This window comes from Labrys monachus (assembly GCF_030814655.1).
GTDB lineage: Bacteria > Pseudomonadota > Alphaproteobacteria > Rhizobiales > Labraceae > Labrys > Labrys monacha.
This window is the reverse complement of sequence record NZ_JAUSVK010000001.1, coordinates 572,542-594,031: the sequence shown is the minus strand read 5'-3', so window position 1 is coordinate 594,031 and position 21,490 is coordinate 572,542. Positions and strand designations below refer to the sequence as shown.

At 65.0% G+C, this 21,490-nt stretch carries 16 protein-coding genes, 1 tRNA gene and 1 pseudogene; 10 read left to right on the top strand and 8 right to left on the bottom strand.

The genetic code is table 11. The features are described from left to right. Positions 1–7: 7 nt before the first annotated feature. The 3 genes from J3R73_RS02570 to J3R73_RS02560 form a co-directional block, all read right to left on the bottom strand. The gene (locus tag J3R73_RS02570; RefSeq protein ID WP_307422094.1) at positions 8–3,481 is read right to left on the bottom strand and encodes a 2Fe-2S iron-sulfur cluster-binding protein; all 3,474 of its coding nucleotides are present in this window, start codon (positions 3,479–3,481) and stop codon (positions 8–10) included. Continuing rightward, the gene (locus J3R73_RS02565; protein ID WP_370879835.1) at positions 3,478–3,759 is read right to left on the bottom strand and encodes a sarcosine oxidase subunit delta; all 282 of its coding nucleotides are present in this window, start codon (positions 3,757–3,759) and stop codon (positions 3,478–3,480) included. Before J3R73_RS02565 ends, J3R73_RS02570 begins: the two co-directional genes overlap by 4 nt. A gap of 165 nt (positions 3,760–3,924) precedes the next feature. Continuing rightward, positions 3,925–5,178, bottom strand: coding sequence for a sarcosine oxidase subunit beta family protein (locus J3R73_RS02560; protein ID WP_307422093.1), 1,254 nt, complete (start codon positions 5,176–5,178; stop codon positions 3,925–3,927). 216 nt (positions 5,179–5,394) lie between these two features. Between J3R73_RS02560 and J3R73_RS02555 the strand changes: the two genes are divergently transcribed. The 6 genes from J3R73_RS02555 to J3R73_RS02530 all read left to right on the top strand — a co-directional run bounded on the left by J3R73_RS02555 (position 5,395) and on the right by J3R73_RS02530 (position 13,612). Beyond that, a tRNA-Ser gene (locus J3R73_RS02555) sits at positions 5,395–5,484 on the top strand. Between the two features lie 267 nt (positions 5,485–5,751). Then, on the top strand, positions 5,752–7,782 hold the full coding sequence (locus tag J3R73_RS02550) for a type I restriction-modification system subunit M (protein WP_307422091.1): 2,031 nt from the start codon (positions 5,752–5,754) through the stop codon (positions 7,780–7,782). Beyond that, entirely contained in the window at positions 7,779–9,683 is a 1,905-nt protein-coding gene (locus tag J3R73_RS02545; RefSeq protein ID WP_307422088.1) for a restriction endonuclease subunit S, read from the top strand. The genes J3R73_RS02550 and J3R73_RS02545 overlap by 4 nt, the downstream gene beginning before the upstream one ends. Before the next feature lie 5 nt (positions 9,684–9,688). Then, on the top strand, positions 9,689–10,300 hold the full coding sequence (locus J3R73_RS02540; RefSeq protein WP_307422086.1) for a hypothetical protein: 612 nt from the start codon (positions 9,689–9,691) through the stop codon (positions 10,298–10,300). Continuing rightward, on the top strand, positions 10,264–13,305 hold the full coding sequence (locus J3R73_RS02535) for a type I restriction endonuclease subunit R (RefSeq protein ID WP_307422084.1): 3,042 nt from the start codon (positions 10,264–10,266) through the stop codon (positions 13,303–13,305). Before J3R73_RS02540 ends, J3R73_RS02535 begins: the two co-directional genes overlap by 37 nt. 133 nt (positions 13,306–13,438) lie before the next feature. After that, positions 13,439–13,612, top strand: coding sequence for a hypothetical protein (locus J3R73_RS02530; protein ID WP_307422083.1), 174 nt, complete (start codon positions 13,439–13,441; stop codon positions 13,610–13,612). A 268-nt stretch (positions 13,613–13,880) separates the two neighbouring features. On the opposite strand, the pseudogene J3R73_RS02525 reads toward J3R73_RS02530, so the two are convergent. Both J3R73_RS02525 and J3R73_RS02520 read right to left on the bottom strand, forming a co-directional pair. Continuing rightward, a pseudogene (locus J3R73_RS02525) lies at positions 13,881–13,997 on the bottom strand (type II toxin-antitoxin system PemK/MazF family toxin); the annotation flags it as partial. Positions 13,998–14,000: 3 nt separating this feature from the next. Then, positions 14,001–14,609: an NIPSNAP family protein gene (locus J3R73_RS02520; protein WP_307422082.1), complete on the bottom strand. Its 609-nt coding sequence runs from the start codon at positions 14,607–14,609 to the stop codon at positions 14,001–14,003. A gap of 183 nt (positions 14,610–14,792) precedes the next feature. Between J3R73_RS02520 and J3R73_RS02515 the strand changes: the two genes are divergently transcribed. After that, a complete protein-coding gene (locus J3R73_RS02515) occupies positions 14,793–15,707 on the top strand; it encodes a LysR family transcriptional regulator (RefSeq protein WP_307422081.1) in 915 nt (304 codons plus the stop codon). 43 nt (positions 15,708–15,750) lie between these two features. On the opposite strand, the gene J3R73_RS02510 is transcribed toward J3R73_RS02515, so the two are convergent. Further along, positions 15,751–16,215, bottom strand: coding sequence for an Lrp/AsnC family transcriptional regulator (locus J3R73_RS02510; RefSeq protein ID WP_307437032.1), 465 nt, complete (start codon positions 16,213–16,215; stop codon positions 15,751–15,753). Between the two features lie 215 nt (positions 16,216–16,430). Here J3R73_RS02510 and J3R73_RS02505 point away from each other — a divergent pair, with 215 nt between their 5' ends. Continuing rightward, positions 16,431–17,621 carry a M20 aminoacylase family protein gene (locus J3R73_RS02505; RefSeq protein WP_307422079.1) on the top strand — a complete coding sequence of 397 codons (1,191 nt, stop codon included), beginning with the start codon at positions 16,431–16,433 and terminating at the stop codon, positions 17,619–17,621. A 131-nt stretch (positions 17,622–17,752) separates the two neighbouring features. Here the strand turns inward: J3R73_RS02505 and J3R73_RS31505 are convergent, their stop codons facing one another. Both J3R73_RS31505 and J3R73_RS02500 read right to left on the bottom strand, forming a co-directional pair. Then, positions 17,753–17,986, bottom strand: coding sequence for a GCG_CRPN prefix-to-repeats domain-containing protein (locus J3R73_RS31505; RefSeq protein ID WP_370880064.1), 234 nt, complete (start codon positions 17,984–17,986; stop codon positions 17,753–17,755). Positions 17,987–18,867: 881 nt separating this feature from the next. Further along, a complete protein-coding gene (locus J3R73_RS02500; RefSeq protein WP_307422078.1) occupies positions 18,868–19,722 on the bottom strand; it encodes an N-acyl homoserine lactonase family protein in 855 nt (284 codons plus the stop codon). Between the two features lie 169 nt (positions 19,723–19,891). On the opposite strand from J3R73_RS02500, the gene J3R73_RS02495 reads away from it, so the two are divergent. Continuing rightward, positions 19,892–20,839 (top strand): LysR family transcriptional regulator, encoded by a 948-nt coding sequence (locus J3R73_RS02495; protein ID WP_307422076.1) that lies wholly within the window; start codon positions 19,892–19,894, stop codon positions 20,837–20,839. A 44-nt stretch (positions 20,840–20,883) separates the two neighbouring features. Then, a complete protein-coding gene (locus J3R73_RS02490; protein WP_307422075.1) occupies positions 20,884–21,450 on the top strand; it encodes a DUF2867 domain-containing protein in 567 nt (188 codons plus the stop codon). The last annotated feature ends 40 nt before the right edge of the window (positions 21,451–21,490 follow it).

Below are 21,490 nucleotides of genomic sequence, written 5' to 3'. Positions count from 1 at the left end.
CCGGCGGCTATGGCGTCTCGTTCCCCTGGCTGTCGCTGAAGGCGAGGCCGTATTCCGCCGCGCTTTCGACCAGAAAGTCGGCGAAGGACTGCGCCAGTGTCGAGGGAGCGAACAGGTCATAGCTCGGCTGGTCGTCCACCTGATACACGAGCACCGGCACTTGCGCGACGATGCTACGCGCAACGCTCTGTTGACCGAACGAACGGGGATGCAGGTCCAGCCGGCAGCCTTTCGACAGCGCCGCCCGCGCCCTGGGGCCGGAGAGGCGCAGCACGCCATAGCCGAAGGACTGGTCCACCACCGAGCCGGCCTCGCCCACCGCATGCTTGAGGCTGACGGCGAGGCCGCCCGGCGCGGCATGCATGTCGATCACCAGCCAGCTCCGCGGCGCGACCGACAGGGCGCGCAACGGCCCTGCGGTCGTCGCCCGCCCGGGGCCCGGCAGCGCCAGCCCGAACTCGGCCAGCAAAGCGCGGCGCAGGGCCCCCTCGCTGCCGCGGCGCGCCGTCAGTTCGGCGATGTCGGGGCTGTATTCGGCGAGGCGGACCTGCGCGCTGCGGTCGGACGCCCGATCGGGGATCAGGGATCGCAGGCCGGGCGACGGCGCGCGCCAGGGCACGGCCGCCGCCTTCGGCGCCGGCGAGGCGTCGCGCACGCGCAGATTGCCGGGATCGACGAAATGCGGGGCGACGATGGTGACGTCGCATGCCTCGCCGCGGACCGGATCGGCGGCGCGGAGCCTCGCGCCGATGCGCCCGGCGCCGGCGGCCAGCAGCGCCAGCCCGATGAAGCCGCCATCCTCCGTCGCCGGACAGGCGGCGGTGACGAAGCCGAGGCTTTCCCTGGCCTCGGCATCGGGGAGCAGGAGCGCGCCGGCGCGCAGCCGCTTGTGCGGATCCTCGACCTTGACGCCGACCAGCACCGGGCGGTCGGGATCGGCGAGGCCCGGCCGGGCCGACAGCGCGCGGCCGATGAAATCGCCCTGCTTCTTCGCCATGCGGCCGAGGCCGAGATCGGCCGCCGTGGTCTGGCCGTTCAGCTCGCTGCCGGCGACATGGCCCTTCTCGATGCGCAAGAGGTTGAGCGCGTCGAGTGCATAGGGCGCGATGCCGAAGGGCTCGCCCGCCGCCAGGATCGCCTCCCACACCGGTTCGGCATAGCCGGCGGGCACCGAGACCTCATAGGCGAGCTCGCCGGAGAAGCTGATGCGGAAGAGCCGGCCGGCGACGCCGGCGATGCGCGTCTCCGCCACCGCCATGAAGGGAAAGGCGGCGTCGTCGAGATCGAGGCCGACGAGGCCCGCCAGCACCGCCCGCGCCATCGGCCCGGCTACGGCGAACTGCGCCCATTGGTCGGCGACATTGGCGATCTGCACGTCGAGGTCCGGCCAGGCGGTCTGGTGGTGGAATTCGAGATGCTCGATCGCCGCGCCGGCATTGGCGGTGGTGGTGGTGAGGAAGAAATGGTCCGCCGCCAGGCGCGACACGGTGCCGTCGTCGAAGACGATGCCGTCCTCGCGCAGCATCAGCCCGTAGCGCGCGCGGCCGACCGGCAGGGTCGAGACGGTGTTGGCGTAGATGCGGTCGAGGAAGACGGCCGCGTCGGCCCCCTGCACGTCGATCTTGCCGAGGGAGGAGGTGTCGGTGAGGCCGGCCGAGCCGCGCACCGCCCGCGCCTCGGCGAGGACCGGCGCCCAGCTGGTGTCGCGGGCCGCCGAATAGACGAGCGGCCGCAGCCACAGGCCGAGCCTGACGAACACCGCCCCGCGCCGGGCGTGCCAGTCATGCAGCGGCAGGCGGCGCTTCGGCCTGAAATGATCGCCGGTCTCGGCGCCGGCGAGCGCGCCGAAGGACACCGGCGCGGCATAGGGCCGGAAGGTCGGCAGGCCGACGGCGGCGACGCTCTCGCCGCGCGCCTCGGCCAGGATGGCGCTGGCGACGAGGCCGCCGCTGCGGCCCTGGTCGGTCGCCATGCCCGCCGTGGTGTAGCGCTTGGCGTGCTCGACGTGGCGATAGCCCTCGCGGTGGGCGAGGCGCAGGTCCTCCGCGGTGACGTCGTGCTGCAGGTCGACGAAGGCCTTGCCGCTGCGCCCGGCCGGCCGCACCTCCCACAAGGGCTGGAGCGGCGTCGCAGGCGCGGCAAGCCCGGCCGCGTCGCCCGCGAGTTCGATGCCGGCGCCGCCGGCGGCGAGGAAGGTCGCGCTCGCCGCGTCCCACTGCAGCGGCAGGCGGGCCTGGCTGGCGAGCTGGATCTGCGGATTGTAGCCGCCGGAGACGCACAGGAGGTCGGCGAGCACCATATGCGGGCGCCCGCCCGCCGCCGGCGCGACGGTGACGACATGCAGCGGCGCGCCTTCGGTGCCGACGACCTGCGAGCCGAACCAGACGGGGACGCCGGCGTCCGCCGCCACCCGGCCGGCGGCCGAATCGGGGCGGATGTCGACGATGCCGGCGATCTCGACCCCGGCCTCCCGCAGCTGCATCGCCGGCCGGTAGGCCTGGTCGTTGTTGACGAAGAACACCGCCCGGCGCCCGGGCGCGACGCCGAAGCGCGCGACATAGGCGGCGGCGGCCGAGGCGAGCATCACCCCGGGCCTGTCATTGCCGGGAAAGGCGATCAGGCGCTCCAGCGCGCCGGTGGCGAGCACGATCCGTCCGGGCCGGATGATCCATTGGCGCTGGCGCACCATGCGCGGGCCGGGCGCGGCGAGATGGTCGGAGACGCGCTCGACCGCCCCGACCACGAGGCCGTCATAGAGGCCGAAGGCGGTGGTGCGGTTGAGGAGCGTCACATCCGGCAGGGTGGAGAGCTCGCCCAGCGCCGCCGTCAGCCCGTCCCGGCCGGCGGGATCGACCAGCGCGGAGCCGCCGAAGGCGAAATCCTGTTCGAGCAGCATCACCCGCGCGCCGCCGCGCGCCGCCTCCAGCGCCTTGGCGAGCCCGGCCGGGCCGGAGCCGACCACCAGCACGTCGCAATGGGCGTGCAGGGTGTCGTAACGGTCGGGATCGGGCGCCGCCGCGGCGCGTCCGAGGCCGGCGGCGCGGCGGATCAGCGGCTCGTACAGCCTTTCCCACAGCGCCGGCGGCCACATGAAGGTCTTGTAGTAGAAGCCGGCCGGCAGGAAGCGCGACAGGAGGTTGTTGACCGCGCCGACATCGAAGCCGAGGCAGGGCCAGCGGTTCTGGCTGCGGGCCTCCAGCCCCTCGAACAATTCGATCGTCGTCGCCGGAATATTGGGCTCGCGGCGCGCCCCGCTGCGCAGTTCGACCAGCGCCGAGGGCTCCTCGGGGCCGGCGGTGAACAGGCCGCGCGGGCGGTGATATTTGAACGAGCGGCCGAACAGCCGCACCCCGCCGGCGAGCAGCGCCGAGGCGAGCGTATCGCCGGGATGGCCGTGATGGATGCGGCCGTCGAAGCGGAAGGACAGGGTCTCGGCGCGGTCGACATGGCCGCCCTGCGGCAAGCGGAACGGCCCCCTCATGCCGAGGCCTCCGGCAGCGGGAGATCGTCGCCGGGCAGGCCGACGGCGCCGATCTCATGCGTCACCGTGTGGCGCCGCACCTTCAGCACCTGCCGGCAGCCGGCGGCATGCTGCCACCATTCGAGATGCCAGCCGGCCGGATTGGCCCGCTCATAGACATGCGCGAGGAAGGCCTCCATGCCGGCCTCGCCCGCCGGCCGGCGCACCGACGCGTCGCCGCGATAGCGGAACTCGATCTCGTCGCGGACGCCGCAATGCGGACAGGGGATCCTCAGCATGGCCGGCTCGAATCAAAACGCACGGTCATCCCGTGCGCGATGCGGCATCCCTGCCGCATCGCAGACACGGGACCGTTCGACCGCAGGAGCGGCTTTTCGCCTGCGGCCCCGTATCCGCGCCGCATCGCGTCGGGGCCGACGGGTGCCTGTGCCATCCTCACCATCCTAATGCGCCCACGCATAGGGGCCGACGCCGCGCTCGTCGATGACCCGCCCGTCGCGGAAGCGCTCCAGGCCGAAATGCGCGATGAGCGGATGCGGCGCGCCGGTGGCGACGAGATAAGCGGTGGTGAAGCCGCCGGCCGGAATCGCCTTGAAGCCGCCATAGCACCAGCCGCCGTTGAGATAGAGGTTGGTCACCGGCGTCGCCGCGATGATCGGGTTGCCGTCGAGCGACATGTCCATCGCCCCGCCCCATTGGCGCAGCACGCGCAGCCGGCCGAGGCCCGGCATCAGCGTCACCCCCGCCGCGAGCACGTCCTCCACCATCGGCAGGCTGCCGCGCCGCGCATAGGTGTTGTAGCCGTCGAGCGCGCCGCCGAAGACGAGGCCGCCCTTGTCCGACTGGCTGATGTAGAAATGGCCGGCGCCATAGGTGACGACGAGATCGATCAGCGGCTTGACGCCCTCGGAGACGAAGGCCTGCAGCACATGCGTCTCGATCGGCAGGCGGAACCCCGCCATCTCGGCGAGGCGCGAGGAATGGCCGGCCACCGCCAGCACCACCTTGCGGGCGCCGACGAAGCCGCGCGTCGTCTCGACGCCGGCGACCGCCCCGCCTTCGCGCCGGATGCCGGTGACCTCGCATTGCTCGACGATGTCGACGCCCCGCGCATCGGCCGCCCGCGCATAGCCCCAGGCGACGGCATCGTGACGCACCGTGCCGCCGCGCCGCTGCAGGAAGCCGCCGAGGACGGGGAAGCGGCCGTTCTCGGTGTCGATCAGCGGCACCAGCCTCTTCACGGCCACCTTGTCGAGCAGTTCGGTGTCCACCCCTTCGAGCCGCATCATGTTGGCGCGCCGGGCCAGCAGGTCGCGCTGGCCGTCGGCATGGACGAGATTGAGCGCGCCGCGCTGGGAGACCATGGCGTTGTAGTTGAGATCGGCCTCCAGCCCTTCCCACAATTTCAGCGAGAAATCGTAGAAGCGGATGTTCTCGCGCGAGAAATAATTGGAGCGGATGATGGTGGTGTTGCGCCCGACATTGCCGAGCCCGATGCCGCCGCGCTCGATCACCGCGACATCGGTGATGCCGTGGTTCTTCGCCAAATAGTAGGCCGTGGCGAGGCCGTGGCCCCCGCCGCCGACGATGACGACATCGTAGGAGGCCTTGGGCGCCGCCTTGCGCCAGGCGGGGCCCCACCCGCGGTGGCCGCGCAGCGCCTCATAGGCGAGACGAAATCCGGAATAGCGAAGCATACCAACGAAGGCCCGGGCCGGAAAGGCACTGCGCCCCTTCTAGAAGAGTTTGGCGCCGGACGAAACCGCCAAGCAATCGAATTCCAACGACCGGATTCGAGCCGCATCCGCCTCGGCGGCCCCGCCGAACCCGCCCGGCCGATTTTATGGCGCGCCGGCGCAAATCCGATCTTGTCTCGCGCGGCGCATATCTATATGAAGCGCCGGACCCGCTGCGGAGAGGTGGCAGAGTGGTCGAATGCACCGCACTCGAAATGCGGCATGGGGGCAACTCCATCGGGGGTTCGAATCCCTCCCTCTCCGCCAATTAGCCTCTACAGCGCGGTAGTTCCGCCGAGCGCTATATGACACCAAGCGGCATAGCGAGCCGTCGATTCCGCCGTGACGTTAAACGCATGTTCACGGGAATCACGCTTCCTAGAGGGTGAGGCTGGCCAGATTGCGGCCCTTGACATTTCCAATCTATTAAGCACCGGTATGTTATCGTACACTGGGTTAGTGTCCGGCCGGGCCGAGACGATCATCGTCCCGATGCTCACTTGCGCGCGAATCGGCCAAAGGTGAGTGATTTGCGTGGATCAAGGTGTAGCATCGAAGGCAAAAGTTCTATCGAACTTTGTTTGGCAGATTGCCGAGACCCTTCGCGGTGACTTCAAGCAATCAGAATATGGCAAGGTTATCTTGCCTTTTGTGGTACTGCGTCGTCTAGATTGCATCCTTGAACCCACAAAAGATGCCGTTCTGAAAGCCTATGCCGGATTGCCGCCCGGCATAGATGAGCTAACCCGCGATATGATGCTGTGTGGCGTTATCGGCGGCGGCATCCGCGTTTACAACACCAGCTCGCTGACGTTCACCAAAATCGGGGCGCAGAACCCGTCCGACATTCATAAGAATCTTATCGCCTACATCACGGCCTTCTCGGACTCCGTTCGGGATGTATTTCTCGACAAGTTCCTTTTCACGGATCAGCTGAAGCGCCTCGCCGACGCCAGCCTCTTGTGGAAGGTGTTCGAGCAATTCGCCTCGCTCAACCTTCGGCCGGAAGCCGTCTCGACACTGACGATGGGTTATCTGTTTGAAGACCTGATCCGCCGCTTCTCGGAGATCTCCAACGAAACCGCCGGCGAGCACTTCACGCCGCGCGAAGTGATCCGGCTGATCGTGGACCTCATCATCGTCAACGATGACGAAAAGCTCCGGGGTCGGGGGATCATCCGGCAGATTTATGATCCGGCGTGCGGCACGGGCGGGATGCTCGCGCTCGCCGAGGAAGCGCTGAAAGAGTTCAATCCCGATATCCGCGTCGAGCTTTTCGGCCAGGAGCTGAACGGGGAGTCCTTCGGCATCTGCAAATCCGACATGCTGGTGACGGGCCATGACCCGGAAAACATCACCTTCGGCAACACGCTGACCCAGGACGCCCACAAGGACCGGCGCTTCCACTACATGCTGTCCAATCCGCCCTATGGCGTGGATTGGAAAAAGTATCAGGAGCCGATCCGGGAGGAAGCGGCGACCCAGGGCAAGGACGGCCGCTTCGGCGCGGGCCTACCGCGCATCTCGGACGGCCAGCTTCTCTTTCTCCAGCACATGATTTCCAAGATGCGGACCGATGAAGTCGGTTCGCGCATCGGCATCGTCATGAACGGCTCGCCGCTCTTCACCGGCGGTGCCGGATCGGGCGAAAGCGAAATCCGCCGCTGGATGCTGGAAAACGACTGGGTCGAGGCCATCGTCGCGCTGCCGACCGACCTTTTCTACAACACCGGCATCCAAACCTATGTCTGGCTGTTGACCAACCGCAAGGAGCGGAAACGGCGCGGCAAGGTCCAGCTCATCGACGCATCGGGCGAACGCTTCTGGGCGCCCATGCGCAAAAGCCTTGGCTCGAAGCGCCGGGAAATACGCGATGATGGGCGCGAGACCATCACGCATATCTTCCACGAGATGGCGAACGGCGGCGGGCCGTGGAGCGCGGTGTCGAAGATTTCCGATGCCACCGATTTCGGCTTCCGCGAGATCAGGGTGGAGCGCCCGCTCCGGCTGAATTTCCAATCCGGTCCCGAACGCATCGAGCGGCTGAAGCTCGCCAAGCCTTTCCTGAAGCTGGACCCCGCCGACCAGGATGACGTGTTGAACGTCATCGCCAATCGTCTGCCGACCACTCTGTTCAAGGAACGCCCCGCATTCGAGGCCGCCCTGACCAAGGCGCTCAAGGGCGCGGGTGTGAAGATCGGCGCACCGGTCAGAAAAGCGATCCTTTCCGCACTGTCAGAGCGGGACGAGTCCGCCGCCATCTGTCTCGATGGGGATGGCCGGCCGGAGCCGGACCCCGAACTGCGCGACCATGAGCTTGTGCCGCTCAAGGAGGATTGGAAAGATCATGTCGCCCGCGAGGTGACACCCTTCGTGCCGGACGCATGGGTGGATGAGACTTACCGGGATGACGCTGACAAGGGCGTCGGCCGCGTCGGCTACGAGATCAATTTCAACCGCTACTTCTATCGCTATGTCGCGCCGCGCCCGCTGGCCGAGATCGACACCGAGTTGAAGACGCTGGAGGCGGACATCGCGAACCTCCTGAAAGAGGTGGCGGGATGACGCGCCTGCGTTTTTTAACACGCCTCAACCCGTCGAAAACAGAAGCGGGCGAACTCGCCGGATACGGGAACGTGACTTTCGCTCCCATGGATGCGCTCGCCGACGGCCTTGGCGGTCTCGATACGAGCTTGGAGCGGCCTGCCGATGAACTCGGGGACGGTAGCTACAGCTATTTCGCCGAAGGGGACCTGCTACTCGCCAAGGTCACACCTTGTTTCGAGAACGGCAAGAAAGCTCTGGTGACGAATCTCCCCAACCGGATCGGTTTCGCGACATCCGAGGTCCATGTAATCCGGCCTGATCGCCGGAAGGTCGATCCAAACTATCTCAGATACCTGCTCTCATCCGAGGCATTTCGGGCCGCTGGGATCGCCAGCATGACCGGAGCTGGCGGGCTCCGACGCATCTCAGACGATGCGATCAAGGATTTCCAGCTTCCGATTACAGATCTGGCAACTCAAAAGGCCATCGCCGCCTTCCTCGACCGCGAAACCGCCCGCATCGAAAAGCTGATCGCGAAGAAGGAGCGGCAGGCTGCCGTTCTGGCAGAGCGCGAGGAGGCAACATTTCTGGGTGTCGTTACGGCACAGAGCCCAGAGGGATCGAGGAAAAATTCAGGCGTCGAGTGGATTGGGTCGATCCCAGCGCACTGGTCCGCTCCCAAGTTCACCCATGTCGCACGCCAAGAAACCGGGCATACGCCTAGTCGTAAGGAAGAAAGCTATTGGGTGCCGGAGGAGTGTGTAATCCCATGGTTCTCTCTGGCTGACGTCTGGCAAATACGGGATGGCGGTCGGATTTACGTTCACGAGACCGCCGAGAAGATCAGTGCGCTCGGCATGGAGAACTCAGCCGCTCGCTTGCTTCCAGCGGACACCGTCATCCTTTCGCGAACTGCGTCAGTCGGATTCCCCGCAATCCTGTCTGTCCCGATGGCGACCACGCAGGATTTTGCGGGGTGGATTTGCGGCCATCGCGTCCGACCGAAGTTTCTCTACTACGTACTGCGTTCCATGAAGCCTGTTTTCCGGCGACTCATGATGGGGTCAACACACCAGACGATCTACATGCCAGATATCCGGACCTTTCGTCTGCCGCTTCCGCCCCTGGACCAGCAGGACGCGATTGTTCAGCAACTTGACCAACTCACCGGTGCGTTTCGTGGTGCAGCAAGAAAGATCACCGAGTCTGTGGAGAGATTGCGGGAGTATCGTGCCGCCCTTATCACCGCAGCCGTCGCGGGCCAGATCGACATCCACGAGAAGCTGCAGGCCGTTACATCCACATTAGATAGGGGTAGGGCCCGCCTCGTCGTTGGAGCGGAGATCATCCACCGACTACCCGACGATCCAAAGCGCGCACGAGTGAAGATGCATAAGATCACTTACCTTGCCGAAACTCATCTCGGCATCGACGCGCTTCGGGGGAACTATCTCCGCGAGGCAGCGGGGCCGCTCGACCGTGCCTTGAGAGAGGAAACGGAGCGTAGCCTTGAAGCCGCAGGTTACTATCGTGCCAATCAGACGGACGGGACTGGCACCGCCGTTACCTATACACCACTCGCGAAGGCTGGGCAGCACAAGACCGAACTTGCCACATTGTTAGGTCCCAAGGCCGAGGCGCTGCGTAACCTTATCGCCATGCTCGCCGACCTTGACCGCCGCGCAACCGAAGCTGTCACCACGCTCTACGCTGTCTGGAACGACGCTTTGATTGACGGCGAAACACCTGACGACGCTGCGATCATCAACGGTGTGCTGCACGAGTGGCACACAGAGAAGGGCGAGAAGTTCACTGCCGCCGACCTGACGACTTGGCTTGAGTGGATCAGGCGCCACAACCTCATTCCGCGAGGCCAGGGTCCGAGAACAACACCCACCATGACGCCGAGGCTTTTATGATGGATATGGCTTCCAACACCCACAGCAAAGACGCGATGACCCGTCCGCTCTTCGAGCCGATGAACGAAAAGCATGAGCGGCCCGACGAGTGGAGCGGTCCGCTTGGTTTCGTGATTGGCGGCTTTGCGCGTCCATCGATGCAAGCTGAACGCGACGGCGCCCTTGCCGAGCAGTATTTTGCGGCGGCGGAAGCGCTGATCGACTCCATCCTTGACCGGCGCGTCGCGGATTATCAGGTCGCGAACGCGGCGCTGTTTCTCTATCGGCATTCTTTCGAGCTTCTTCTGAAGTCAGGACTTCCGCCCAAAGCCCGCGCCGAGAAGGACATCCATGACCTCGGCAAACTCGCTCGCAGCTACGCGCATCACAAGCGGCAAGCCGATGAAACAGTGCCGCCTTGGATCATCAAGCGCTGCGACGAGTTGGCGGCAATCGATCCGGGATCGGAGGCGTTTCGCTATGGCGAGTACGGTACGCCGAAGGCCAAGGATGGCAAGCCGATCACCGACGAGATACATGTCGATCTACTGCATCTGAAGGCTGCAATGGCGGCGTTAAACGCCGCGCTTGTGGAGAGAAATTGGCTGATCCGCATGGCAAGGGGAGATCGGCCATGAATTACGAACAGCCATCGACCTCTCATCCCTATGCCAAGGGCTTTTCCGAAGACACCGTCCACCGGGAAGAGGTGCTGGAGATCCATCTGTGCAAAGCGTTGGTGGAATGCCAGGGCTATCGTCCCCGCCGGCCCGAGGACTATGACCGCGCCTCCGCGCTCGACAAAACCCTGGTGATCGAGTTCGTCAAAGCGACGCAACCCGACGAATGGGCGAAGCTGGAAGGCCATTACGGTCCTTCCGCCGAAGCCGAGTTCTTCAAGCAGTTTGAGCAGGGATTGAAGCAGCGCGGCACGCTGGATGTGCTGCGCAACGGGCTGAAGCTGGTTCCGAACCTGAAATTCTTCCTCGCCGCCTTCAAGCCGGCGTCCGGCGTCAACCCGGCTTTGGTGACGCTGTTCGAGGGCAATATCCTCAGCGTCATCAGTCAGCTTCGCTACAGCGCGAAGAACGAGAATGCCATCGACGTGGGATTGTTCGTCAACGGCTTACCCGTGGCGACGCTGGAACTGAAGAACACCCTGACCGGCCAGAATTTCCGTCATGCCGAGCGTCAGTATCGCCATGACCGGGCGCCCGCCAATGAACCGCTGCTGACGTTCAAGCGAGGGGCCCTGGTCCATTTCGCGGTGGATCAGGACAACGTGTCGATGACCACCCGCCTCCATAACGGTAAGACTCGGTTCCTTCCCTTCAATCGCGGGCATGACGGCGGCGCGGGAAACCCGGATATCGAAGGGGAGTTTCGTGTCGCCTATCTCTGGGCAAATCAACCCGAAGGACAGGCGGTTTTCTCCCGCGATATCCTTCTCGACATCATCGGGCGGTTCCTCCACCTCGACGGCACGAACGGCAAGGAAGCGCTTATCTTTCCGCGTTTCCATCAGATCGACGCGGTTCTGAAGATGCTGGCCCATGCTCGCGCCAACGGCAGCGGCAACAATTATCTGATCCAACATTCGGCGGGATCGGGAAAATCCAACACGATCGCCTGGACGGCGCATCGGCTGGTGACGTTGCACGATCCTTTCGACCAGCCGATATTCGACACCGCGATCGTGGTGACGGATCGCGTCGTTCTCGATCGCCAGCTTCAGAACACCATTGCCCAGTTCGAGCAGACGCCCGGCGTCGTTCGCAAGATCGACGGAACCTCACGGCAATTGAAGGCGGCGATCGAGGGGCAGGCGAAGATCATCATCACCACGATCCAGAAGTTTTCGACCGATCATCTTCGTGTCATCAGCGGACAGGGAACGCGGCGCTTCGCCGTGCTGATCGACGAGGCGCATGGCTCTCAGTCCGGCAAGAGCGCCCAAGCCTTGAGCGACGCCCTCAGCCGCGACGAAGAGGCCGCGACGACCGACGAGATCGAAGACCTGATCGCGGAATACCAGCGCCAGCGCGGCCCGCAAGTGAACATCAGCTACTTCGCCTTCACGGCGACGCCCCGCAATGTCACACTTGAGCGTTTCGGCACGATCGGCGCAAATGGGCTGCCGCATCCGTTTCATCTCTATTCCATGCGGCAGGCGATCGAGGAGGGTTTCATCCTCGACGTGCTTCAAAACTACATGACCTACAAGGCGTATTACGCCCTGGAAAAGACAATCGACGATGACCCGGAACTAGATACGCGGCGTACGCAACGGAAGGTCGCGCGCTTCGCGGCCCTGCATCCGACCGCTCTGAGCCAGAAGGTCGAGGTGATGGTCGAGCATTTCCAGCGCCATGTCAGACCGGAACTGGATGGCCAGGCGAAGGCCATGATCGTGACATCAAGCCGGGAAAGCGCCCTTCGCTATTATTTCGCGCTCAAGACCTATATCGAGGACAAGGGGTATCGCGACGTTAAGGCGCTCGTCGCTTTTTCCGGCGAGCTGCACGTCGATGGCAATACCTACACCGAGGCCGAGTTGAATGGGTTCGGCGAAAGCGAGTTGCCCAAGCGCTTCGATACCGCAGAATATCAAATTCTCATCGTCGCGGAAAAATATCAGACCGGCTTTGACCAGCCGAAATTGTCCGGGATGTATATCGACAAGAAGCTGGCGGGGTTGCAGGCCGTCCAGACCCTGTCCCGGCTGAACAGGATTTACCAGGGCAAGGAACGAACCTTCATCCTCGATTTTCAGAACACGATGGATGATATCAAGGAAGCGTTCCGCCCCTTCTACGAGGTGTCCAGCCTCGAAGCGGTTTCCGACAAGAACCAGATCTATCAGTTGGAGACGCGCATCCGCACGTTCGGCTATCTCGACAGCAGCGAGATCGAGCGATTTGCCACGACCTTCTTCAAGGGAACGCTGTCCACTCAGGATCGTGTGACGCTGGAATCTCTGGTCCGCAACGCCGTGGCGCGGTTTGAAGCCGAGGATGACGAAGGCCGGCAGGAAGAGTTCCGGCAGCTTTTGAGAAGCTACAAGCGGTTCTACAGTTTCGTCGCACAAATTGTCCGGCTGGGAGATACCAGCTTGGAAAAGCTCTATGCCTACACCGATTGGCTGGACCGGATGTTGCCCAACCGCGAACAGCCGCCGGAAGTCGAGATCACGGACGAAATGCTGCGCCTGCGCGCCGTCCGCGTTCAACAGAAAGAAGCTGGCTCCGCGTCGCTTGTGGCGGGCGACACCGTGCCGCTTACCGGGATCAGTGAATTTGGGGCCAAGCCCTATACCGAGGACGAGGCGAAGGCACTTTCAGAGATTGTCCGCTCATTCAATGAGCGGCACGGGACGCAGTTTACGGAAGAGGACTTCATCCGTCTCGAACAGGTAAAGCGCAAGGCGCTCGATGAGGAAATGGCGGCAGTGCTGCGGAACAATCCGCCGGATGTCTCTCGCCCGACCTTCGTGCGCCGTCTCCTTGAAGAGACGATCAAGCAATATCAGCGCGACAGCAGCCTTCAAAGCATCATTATGACCAACGCGGAAGATCGCGATCGTATCTTCAACCACCTCTTCAGTCGGGCCTTGCGCGAGGTGCGCGAAACAGGGGCCTCCTGATCTAAGTCGCTCCTGCACGGCAAGCCGCACGATGGCGGGCGGCGGCGTAAATTTAGTAGTGCCCACGCATTTGGGCTCACTCCAACGGTTTTTCTGCTTTTCTGTTCAAAACGGGCCTGCTTGGGAAAACAGGGTGGCCACAGAACTCCGGATGGCCTTCGATTCACCAGACCAACAAAAGATATCCGAAGAGCTTGCCGGCAAGGAAGTTGTTTGCCACGGCAGCGTCACGCAAGAAGGCTGGAGCATGCTGGGGGTTGGCCAGAAATATTTGATGATCGTCAACCCGGTTTGCGAGCCCAAGTGATGCCGACCATGGGCGTAGAGGACATTTCAAGCCAAGATGGGCGTGGACGCGGCTCGTTGTACCTTTCGAGGCGCTTGAATTGGGCCAGTCTTCTCTCTCCGCCATTTCACTCCCCGAACGGGCACTGCGCTCGCGCCGCCGTTCGCCGCAAGCGTCCTGAAGCGACGCTCCTCGTCATTCCCCTTTCCGGCTCGTTCTCGGCGACACCGCCAGGCCGAGGAGCAGCATGAGGGCCTGATTGAGCCGCATCAGGTCCCTCGTTCTCCAGCCGCCCGATCCGCTCGCCGAGCTTGGACTTCGGCACGGTGGTGATCCTTTCCACCATCAACCGGGAGGAGGAACGCAGCCCGTTGCGCCCGTTCGGCTCCGCCGGCAGCCGGAACAGACGTCACCCGCTCTCGGGCAGCGCGATCACCGATGTCGCATCGAGGATGTTTTCCGGGCCGCCCTTCGGTGGCCAGGTTCCCGCGGCGTAGGCGGCGCTGCGCAGCGAGGCGCGCTGGGCGAGGCTGTCGAAGCCCCAGATGTGGGTGATCCGGGGCGGCCCGTCGAGCGCATGCATGTTGATCATCAGATGCGCCGTGTAGTCCCGGGCCGGCGCGATCGCGGCTTGCCAGCCGGCGAGCGTCGGCGGCAGGCCGCCCGGCTTCAGCCGGTAGGTCCGGACTTCGTAGACCGCGTCGTCGGCGCCGGCGCGCGCCGGCGGCAGGAAGAGAAAGGGGCTGTAGCTGTCCATCTCCAGCGCCGTGATCACGCCGCCGGCGTTGAACGGATTGGCGCTCGACAGCGCGCGGTGGCGCTCCCGCTGCAGGGCGCCGGCGTCGTCGAAGCGGCGCAGGATCAGCAGGCGGCCGAGCGGGCCGATCTCCGTGCGCCAGCAGCCCAGCAGGGTGCCGGCGGCGTCGGGCATCGAGGCCCAGGCCCGCGCCGCCTTCGCGACCTGCGATACGCAGAGAAGCGGGAACGCCAGCGTCGTGAGTTCGTAGAGTTCGCGCATCGCTCAGGCCTCCGCCGCGGCGGGGCGCCCGGGAGGGGCCTCCGGATGCGCCATGGTTGCGTGCAAGAAAGGCATTTTCATCTCCTGGTCCGTGTTGCCGTCTGCGGCTGGGAGACAGATGGGTTGACGCAGCAGGGTTATTAGGGGAGGAAATCCTTCATGATTTGAAACCAGCCGTTTGGAATGATGGATCGCCTCACCAGCATGGCCGTCTTCGTGAAGGCCGCCGATCTCGGCTCCTTCACCGCGGCGGGGGCGGCGCTCGGCCTCTCGTCCCAGATGGTCGGCAAGCATGTGAGCTTCCTGGAGGAACGGCTCGGCGCGCGGCTCCTCCATCGGTCGACCCGGCGCCAGAGCCTCACCGCGATCGGACGGGCCTTCCATGAACGCTGCCGCCTGGTGCTCGGCGAGGTCGAGGCGGCCGAAGCCGTCGCCCGCGAATCCGCCACCGCCCCGCGCGGACGCTTGCGCGTCAGCGCGCCGGTGACCTTCGGCAGCATCGCCCTCGCGCCCCTGATCGCGGACTTCCTGCGCATCCACCCGCAGGTCGAGATCGCCCTCGACCTGACCGACCGCTATGTCGATGTCGTCGGAGAAGGCTATGACGCCGTCATCCGCCTCGGGCCGCTCAGGGATTCCGGGCTCACCGCCCGCGCGCTCCTGCCCTACCGCCTGATCGCATGCGCCTCGCCCGGCTATCTCGCCGCCCGGGGCATGCCGCGAACGCCGGCGGACCTCGCGGCGCATGATTGCCTCGGCTTCGTCTTCGCCTCCGGGCAGCCTTTCGCCGAGTGGCGCTTCGGCCGGGAGGGAGAGATTCACAAGGTCCAGCCGCGCAGCAGGTTTCAGGTGAACGACGCGCGTGTGCTGCGGGCGGCGGCGCTGGACGGGCACGGCATCGTCCTGCAGGCGGACCTGATCCTGGCGGACGACCTCGCCGCAGGCCGGCTGGTGCAGGTCCTGCCCGAGTATGAAACGCCCGCGCGCCCCCTGCATCTTCTGTTCGCTGCGGCCCGCCCGCCGACGCAGACGTTGCGCCGGTTCATCGATCACGTCGCGGACCGCTTCGGAAGACAGCCGGGCGCCGGCAAGCATTGATCCTGCATGGCAGGCGCGCCGGCGCGATATCCGCGCGGCCGGGTTAGACCGGCAAGGCGTATGTCCGTTTGACCGTCTGGCTCGGAAGGTCCGTCTTCACCGATTGAATGCCGTTGGTCCGGGTCAGGTATCGCGACTGGAACTGGCGATACGCGTCGAGATCCGCCACCACGACGCGCAGAAGAGCGTCGCTGTCGCCCAGAATGATGTAGCACTCCATCACCTGCGGAAGCTTTTCCATCGCGGCCACGAAGCGCTCGATCGTTTCGGCATCCTGGGCCGTGAGGGACACGCGCGCGAACAAGGTGAGCGCCAGGCCGGCCTTCGCCGGGTCGAGAACCGCGACATAGCGCTCGATCATCCCGGACTCCTCCAGGAGCTTCACGCGGCGCAGGCACGGCGATGGCGAGAGCCCGACTTCCCTGGCCAGGTCCACATTCGAGATCCGGCCATCCCGCTGCAGGACGCGGAGAATGCGTCTGTCGATGGCATCCATCATGCTTGGCATATTCTGCTTCAATTCGGCCCGTACCTTCAAATTTATGCCGGCAATAGGCCTTTGGCCAGCAATTTTCGAAACCGAATGGCGCGGCGTTTCGCATAGGCTGAGGCGATGGAACAGGGAAGGCCGATCGCGCAGCCCGGCCGCGCTTCCACGCCGCTTGCCGGGCATGGCCTGACCGCTGCGGATCATCCTCGAAACAACGGGCCCCGGAATCCCTCATGCTTCCTCAAGACCCCATCACCGCCATCACGCCCGAAGTCGTCGGCTGGCGCCACCATCTCCACGCCCATCCCGAACTGGGTTTCCAGGAGCATGAAACCGCCCGCTTCGTGGCGGAAAAGCTCCGATCGTTCGGGCTCGAGGTCCACCAAGGCATCGCCGGAACCGGCGTCGTCGGCGTGCTGAAGGCCGGATCGGGCTCTCGCGCCGTCGGCCTTCGGGCGGAACTCGACGCACTTCCGGTTCTCGAACGTGCGAATGTCGCCTACGCCTCCGCCAACCCGGGCGTGATGCACGCCTGCGGCCATGACGGCCACACCGCCATGCTGCTGGGGGCGGCGAAGCTGCTCAGCCGGAGACCGGACTTCGACGGCACCGCCGTCTTCATGTTTCAGCCCGCCGAGGAGAATGAGGGCGGGGGGCGGCGCATGATCGAGGAGGGCATGCTGGAGCGGTTCCCGGTCGAGGCGGTCTATGCCGTGCACAATTGGCCAGGGGTCCGGGTCGGTGCCATCGCTGCCCGTGTCGGGCCGCAGATGGCCGCCGTCGACGGCTTCGAGGTGAGCTTCGAGGGGACAGGCGCGCATGTCGCCATGCCGCATCTCGGCGACGATCCCGTGCTGGCGTCAGGAGCCTTCATCCAGGCGATCCAGCGCATCGTCAGCCGTTCGGTGGATCCCTTGTCGGCGCTCGTCGTCAGCCTGACGCAGATCCACGGCGGCAATGTCGGGAACATCGTGCCGAAGCGGGTATGGCTGCAAGGCACCTGCCGCTTCTTCGATCCGATGCTGTCGGACCATTGCGCCAACACCCTCGACGATATCTGCCGCGGTGTCGCGGCAGCCTATGGCGTGACGGCGACCCTCCGATACGCCAGGGGCTACCCCGCCGTGATCAACACGGCCGACGCGACCGCCCGGGCCATCGCCGCCGCCGAAAAGGCCGTCGGCCTTCACAACGTCATCACCGACTTCGCCCCCAGCCTCGGCTGCGAGGACTTTGCCTATATGATCCGCGCGGCCGGAGGCACCTATGCCTGGCTCGGTGCCGGCGATGTCGGTCCGGGCGAAGGACTGCACGGCGACCGATATGTCTTCAACGATGCGATCATTCCGGCCGGCCTGCGCTATTGGGTCCATCTCGTCGAGCACATTCTCGCGCCGTCAGCGGCCCGGGAGGGGATCCGATGATCGTCGGTGCAGTGCGCTTTGCCGCACCGCCTTGAGCCGGGCGCGCCTTGCCCGGTCATCCGGATCATGCGCTCGGAGCGAAGCGCGCCACGCCCTGCAAAAAAGCCCCGGCATAGCGCCGGGGCTCTCGTTCAATAGGGCGGCGGCGGAGCATCCCCCGGAGGCGGCGGCGCACCCCACGGAGGCGGCGGCGGGGGACGGTGCCGCGGCGGCGGCGGCGCCCACGGCGGCGGGGGGGGAGGCGCATGGCCGTAGACGCGCCGGTTGGGCACGCAGCGCCCCCACGGATTGGGATGCCAGCCTGGGCCGCAGCCGCCGGCCACCTTGATCACCAGATCCTGTCCCTGCACCGAGACCGCCGGCATGGCCTGTGCGGATGCCGCGAGCCCGAGAAGGGCCGCGCCAGACACTATCGCAGCGAGAACTTTCATTGCGGCTCCCTCCTGAAGAGCAGTGCCATGAAACGCTCCAGCCCCTGAACGGTTCCTGAACGGGAATTGCAGTCTTGCGACAGCATTATCCCCAGGTTGTGTCGGAGGCAGTCGATGGGGAATACTCCGCCGACACCGACAGGAGCTCGGACCATTGTCAGAGCAACCCGTTGAACGATTCTTTTCCCTGAATAAAACCTTGGGTCGCGCCGGCACGGGCGCCTGTCGACCGCGCCGACCGGTATCGGCCGCAGGCAGATGGGTACGCGCGAGCCGGTGCCGAGACGACACCGCCGCCGCATCCCGGCTCGGCCCGTGCCGAAAAAGAACGCACCGGCCGGGCTCATGGGGTTGGGCAATATACCGGCCGGTGCGGGCCAGGAGGTCTCTTGGGGAAATCTGCACTGACCGAGCGGATGGTAACAGCTTCGTGATGAAGGTGCGAACTGTCCTGTTTGGAACGCCGGCGTTGGCCACAGGGGCGCACTCTGGTGTAAGGATTTGAGTCTCCTCGGGATTTTCGGGGAAAGCGGGCGCCGGGCCAGCGCCTTTCCTGTCAAGTTCCTGTCAAAGCAGGCAGGACACGGCGCTGCCGCCAAGGGCGCCGGAGCGGGCCGGGAAGCGGTGCCTGCACCGATCCGTGGGAAGATGGCTTGGCGAACAGCAGAGAAGATGCCGAGATGGCCGCGCCGGAACCACACCCGGCCTTCAAGGCGAAAGCAGCGCTGGCTGCCAAGGAGGCGAGAAGACGCTCGCCGCTCACCGGCCGCCGATCGGCGGAGCTGCCGTCGCCCCTTGGCCTGTCGTCTCGTCCGTCAGTCGGCAGCGGCTGGGAAGACGGGAAGTTTTGCGACGGAAGCCGGGTCGTGCTCGGTCACCAGCGTTGCGTGTGTCGCGCGCATGATTCCGATCATCCGGTCGATCGACGCGAGGGAGTCGGATCGGCTCGCATTGAAGGGCGACACGGCGCGGGTCTTCAATTGTGCCGCCGAATGAATGGCATCTCCCGAGATGAGAACGGGTCTGCGGTGAGCGAGGCGAACCAGCAGGCCATGGTTGCCAGCCGTGTGCCCCGGAAGCGCCACCATCACGACGGTGCCATCGCCGAAGACGTCGTGGTCGCCCGAGACAAGCTCCTTCCTGCCGTCGCCGGCAAGCCAGGGAGAGAGCGAAGCCGGATCGGTGAAAAACGGCGGAGGCGTATGCGTCAACGCCTCGAAGTCGACGCCGGCCATCAGCAGGCGGGCGTTCGGGAAATCGGCCGCCTGTCCGGTGTGATCGGAATGATTGTGGCTGATGCCGAGGACAGTGACGTCGGACGGCTTCAGGCCGAGCGCGGCGAGTTGATCCGTCACGGAGCGGATCAACGTCATGCGGATCGGCAGGGAGGGATCAGCCCGTCGGCCGATAAGGGCACGCGGCAGACCCGCGTCCCACAACATCACATCCTTCCCATGACGGACGAGATAGCAGCTGTCGACATACGCGCCCCGCTGCCCCGGATGCCCGAAGATATCCGAGAAATTGTCGGTTGGAGCCGTAAAGGAACCGCAGTCCAGCCGCCACAGCTTGACGGCTGCCGCCGGCGTGGCAGGTCGGGCTTGCGCGCTGCCGGCGGCGATCAAGCCCGCCGTGAGGATCAGAGCAGCAGTTTTCAGGGCGTGGAACATCGGAAGCTCTCCTTTTGTCGGCACTCGTCGGCTTGCCGAGGCTCCGGACAGCGGCGCTTGCACAGCGGGGATCGCGCCTCTCGGACCAAGCCGGCGCTTGTTCTGGCGGCATTGCGCCATGGCGTCTATCCGCTATAATCCGACGAGTTTATGAGGGTATTGGAGTATAATGCGCGGATCCGACTATGCCGAACTTGCCGCGTTCGTCGCCGTTGTCGAAAAGCGGAGTTTTGCACGCGCCGCAAAGCATTTGAGGATCGCGCCATCGTCGCTCAGCCAGACCGTCAAGAAGCTGGAAGAACGGCTCGGGGTCCAACTGCTGCACCGAACCACGCGCAGCGTCGCCATGACGGGCGCCGGCGTGCGTCTCTTCAACAAATTCAAGCCGGCGATGGACGAGATGGAGGCCGCGGTGGTCGACCTCCATGAGCTGAGCGCACAGCCATCGGGCCTGGTCCGCCTGCATGTGCCTCGGCCGGCCTATACGAGCTTGCTGGAAATGCGGCTTGGAGAGCTGAATCGGGTCTACCCGGATATTCACCTCGATATCGTGGTCGATGACGCCATCATCGACATCGTGCGCAGCGGCTTCGATCTGGATATCAGGCTGACGGAAGCGGTCGATCCCTCGACATGCGCCTTGCCGGTCGGCAATCCTGTCCGGCACGTCGTCGTCGCTTCACCAGACTACCTTGCTCGGCACGGACGACCCGCAACACCGTCGGACCTCCTCCGGCACCGATGTATCCAGTGGCGGCAGCCCAACACGGAGCATCCGTACAGGTGGGCCTTCCAGATCGATGGCTGCACCACCCTGGTCGATGTTGCCGGACCGTTGACCGTCTCCCACTGCGACATAGCCGTGAATGCCGCGCGGCAGTCGATCGGGATCGCCTTCGTGCTGGAACCGAACGCGATGGCTTACCAGGGCGAGCTCGAGTTCCTGTTGACGGAATATCTGCCGGTGTTCCCCGGCTGGTCGGTTTGCTACCCGCGCCACAGCCGCTTGTCGGTGGCAACCCAGACCATCGTCGACATGCTCGAACGTGATGCGTTCGGATCGAATGGCGACCGTCATTCCGGGGCGGCCGAAAAGCGAGCCCGGCAATATCCCTGACAGCCGCCTTTGCAGCTCGACGATCCCCAAGCTATCGTGCTGCCATGATGCGTTCCCCGATCGTCACCCGGCTGGCGCCGCCCGAACAAAGCCGCATGGCTGGCTGGTACGAGGACGCGGATCTGCTCGATTCCTTCGTGGCGGCGCTTCCTGCTGGCTCGAACGCCGATATTCGCACCATCGCCCACGCCGTTCTCGGCCAGCCGGCGCTCTGGTTCAAAGCCCTCCTATCGATCCGGGACGGCATTGTCCGCTGTTTCGGACTGAGGACCACGGGCGATCTGCGCCGGTCCTCCGAAGGCGGCGACCGCATCGACTTCTTCCGGGTGCTCTCATCCCATGATGACGAATTGATCCTCGGGGAGGACGACCGGCATTTGGATTTCCGGATTTCCCTGATGGTGCAAAGGCCGATCGGCGGCCCCGATCTCGTTTTCGCCACCACTGCCGTTCGGTGCCACAACCGCATCGGCCGCATCTACCTCACGGCCATTGCGCCCTTTCATCGGCTGGTGGTCCGCTCGCATCTCCGCCGCGCTGCCAGGGCCGGCTTCGTTCCGTTGGACGGCAGCCATGATGTGCCGGGCGATCACAGGCCGCCGGTCCGCTGACCCCACTCTTGCCGAAGGGGAAGAGCGCCGCCTCGGCCGG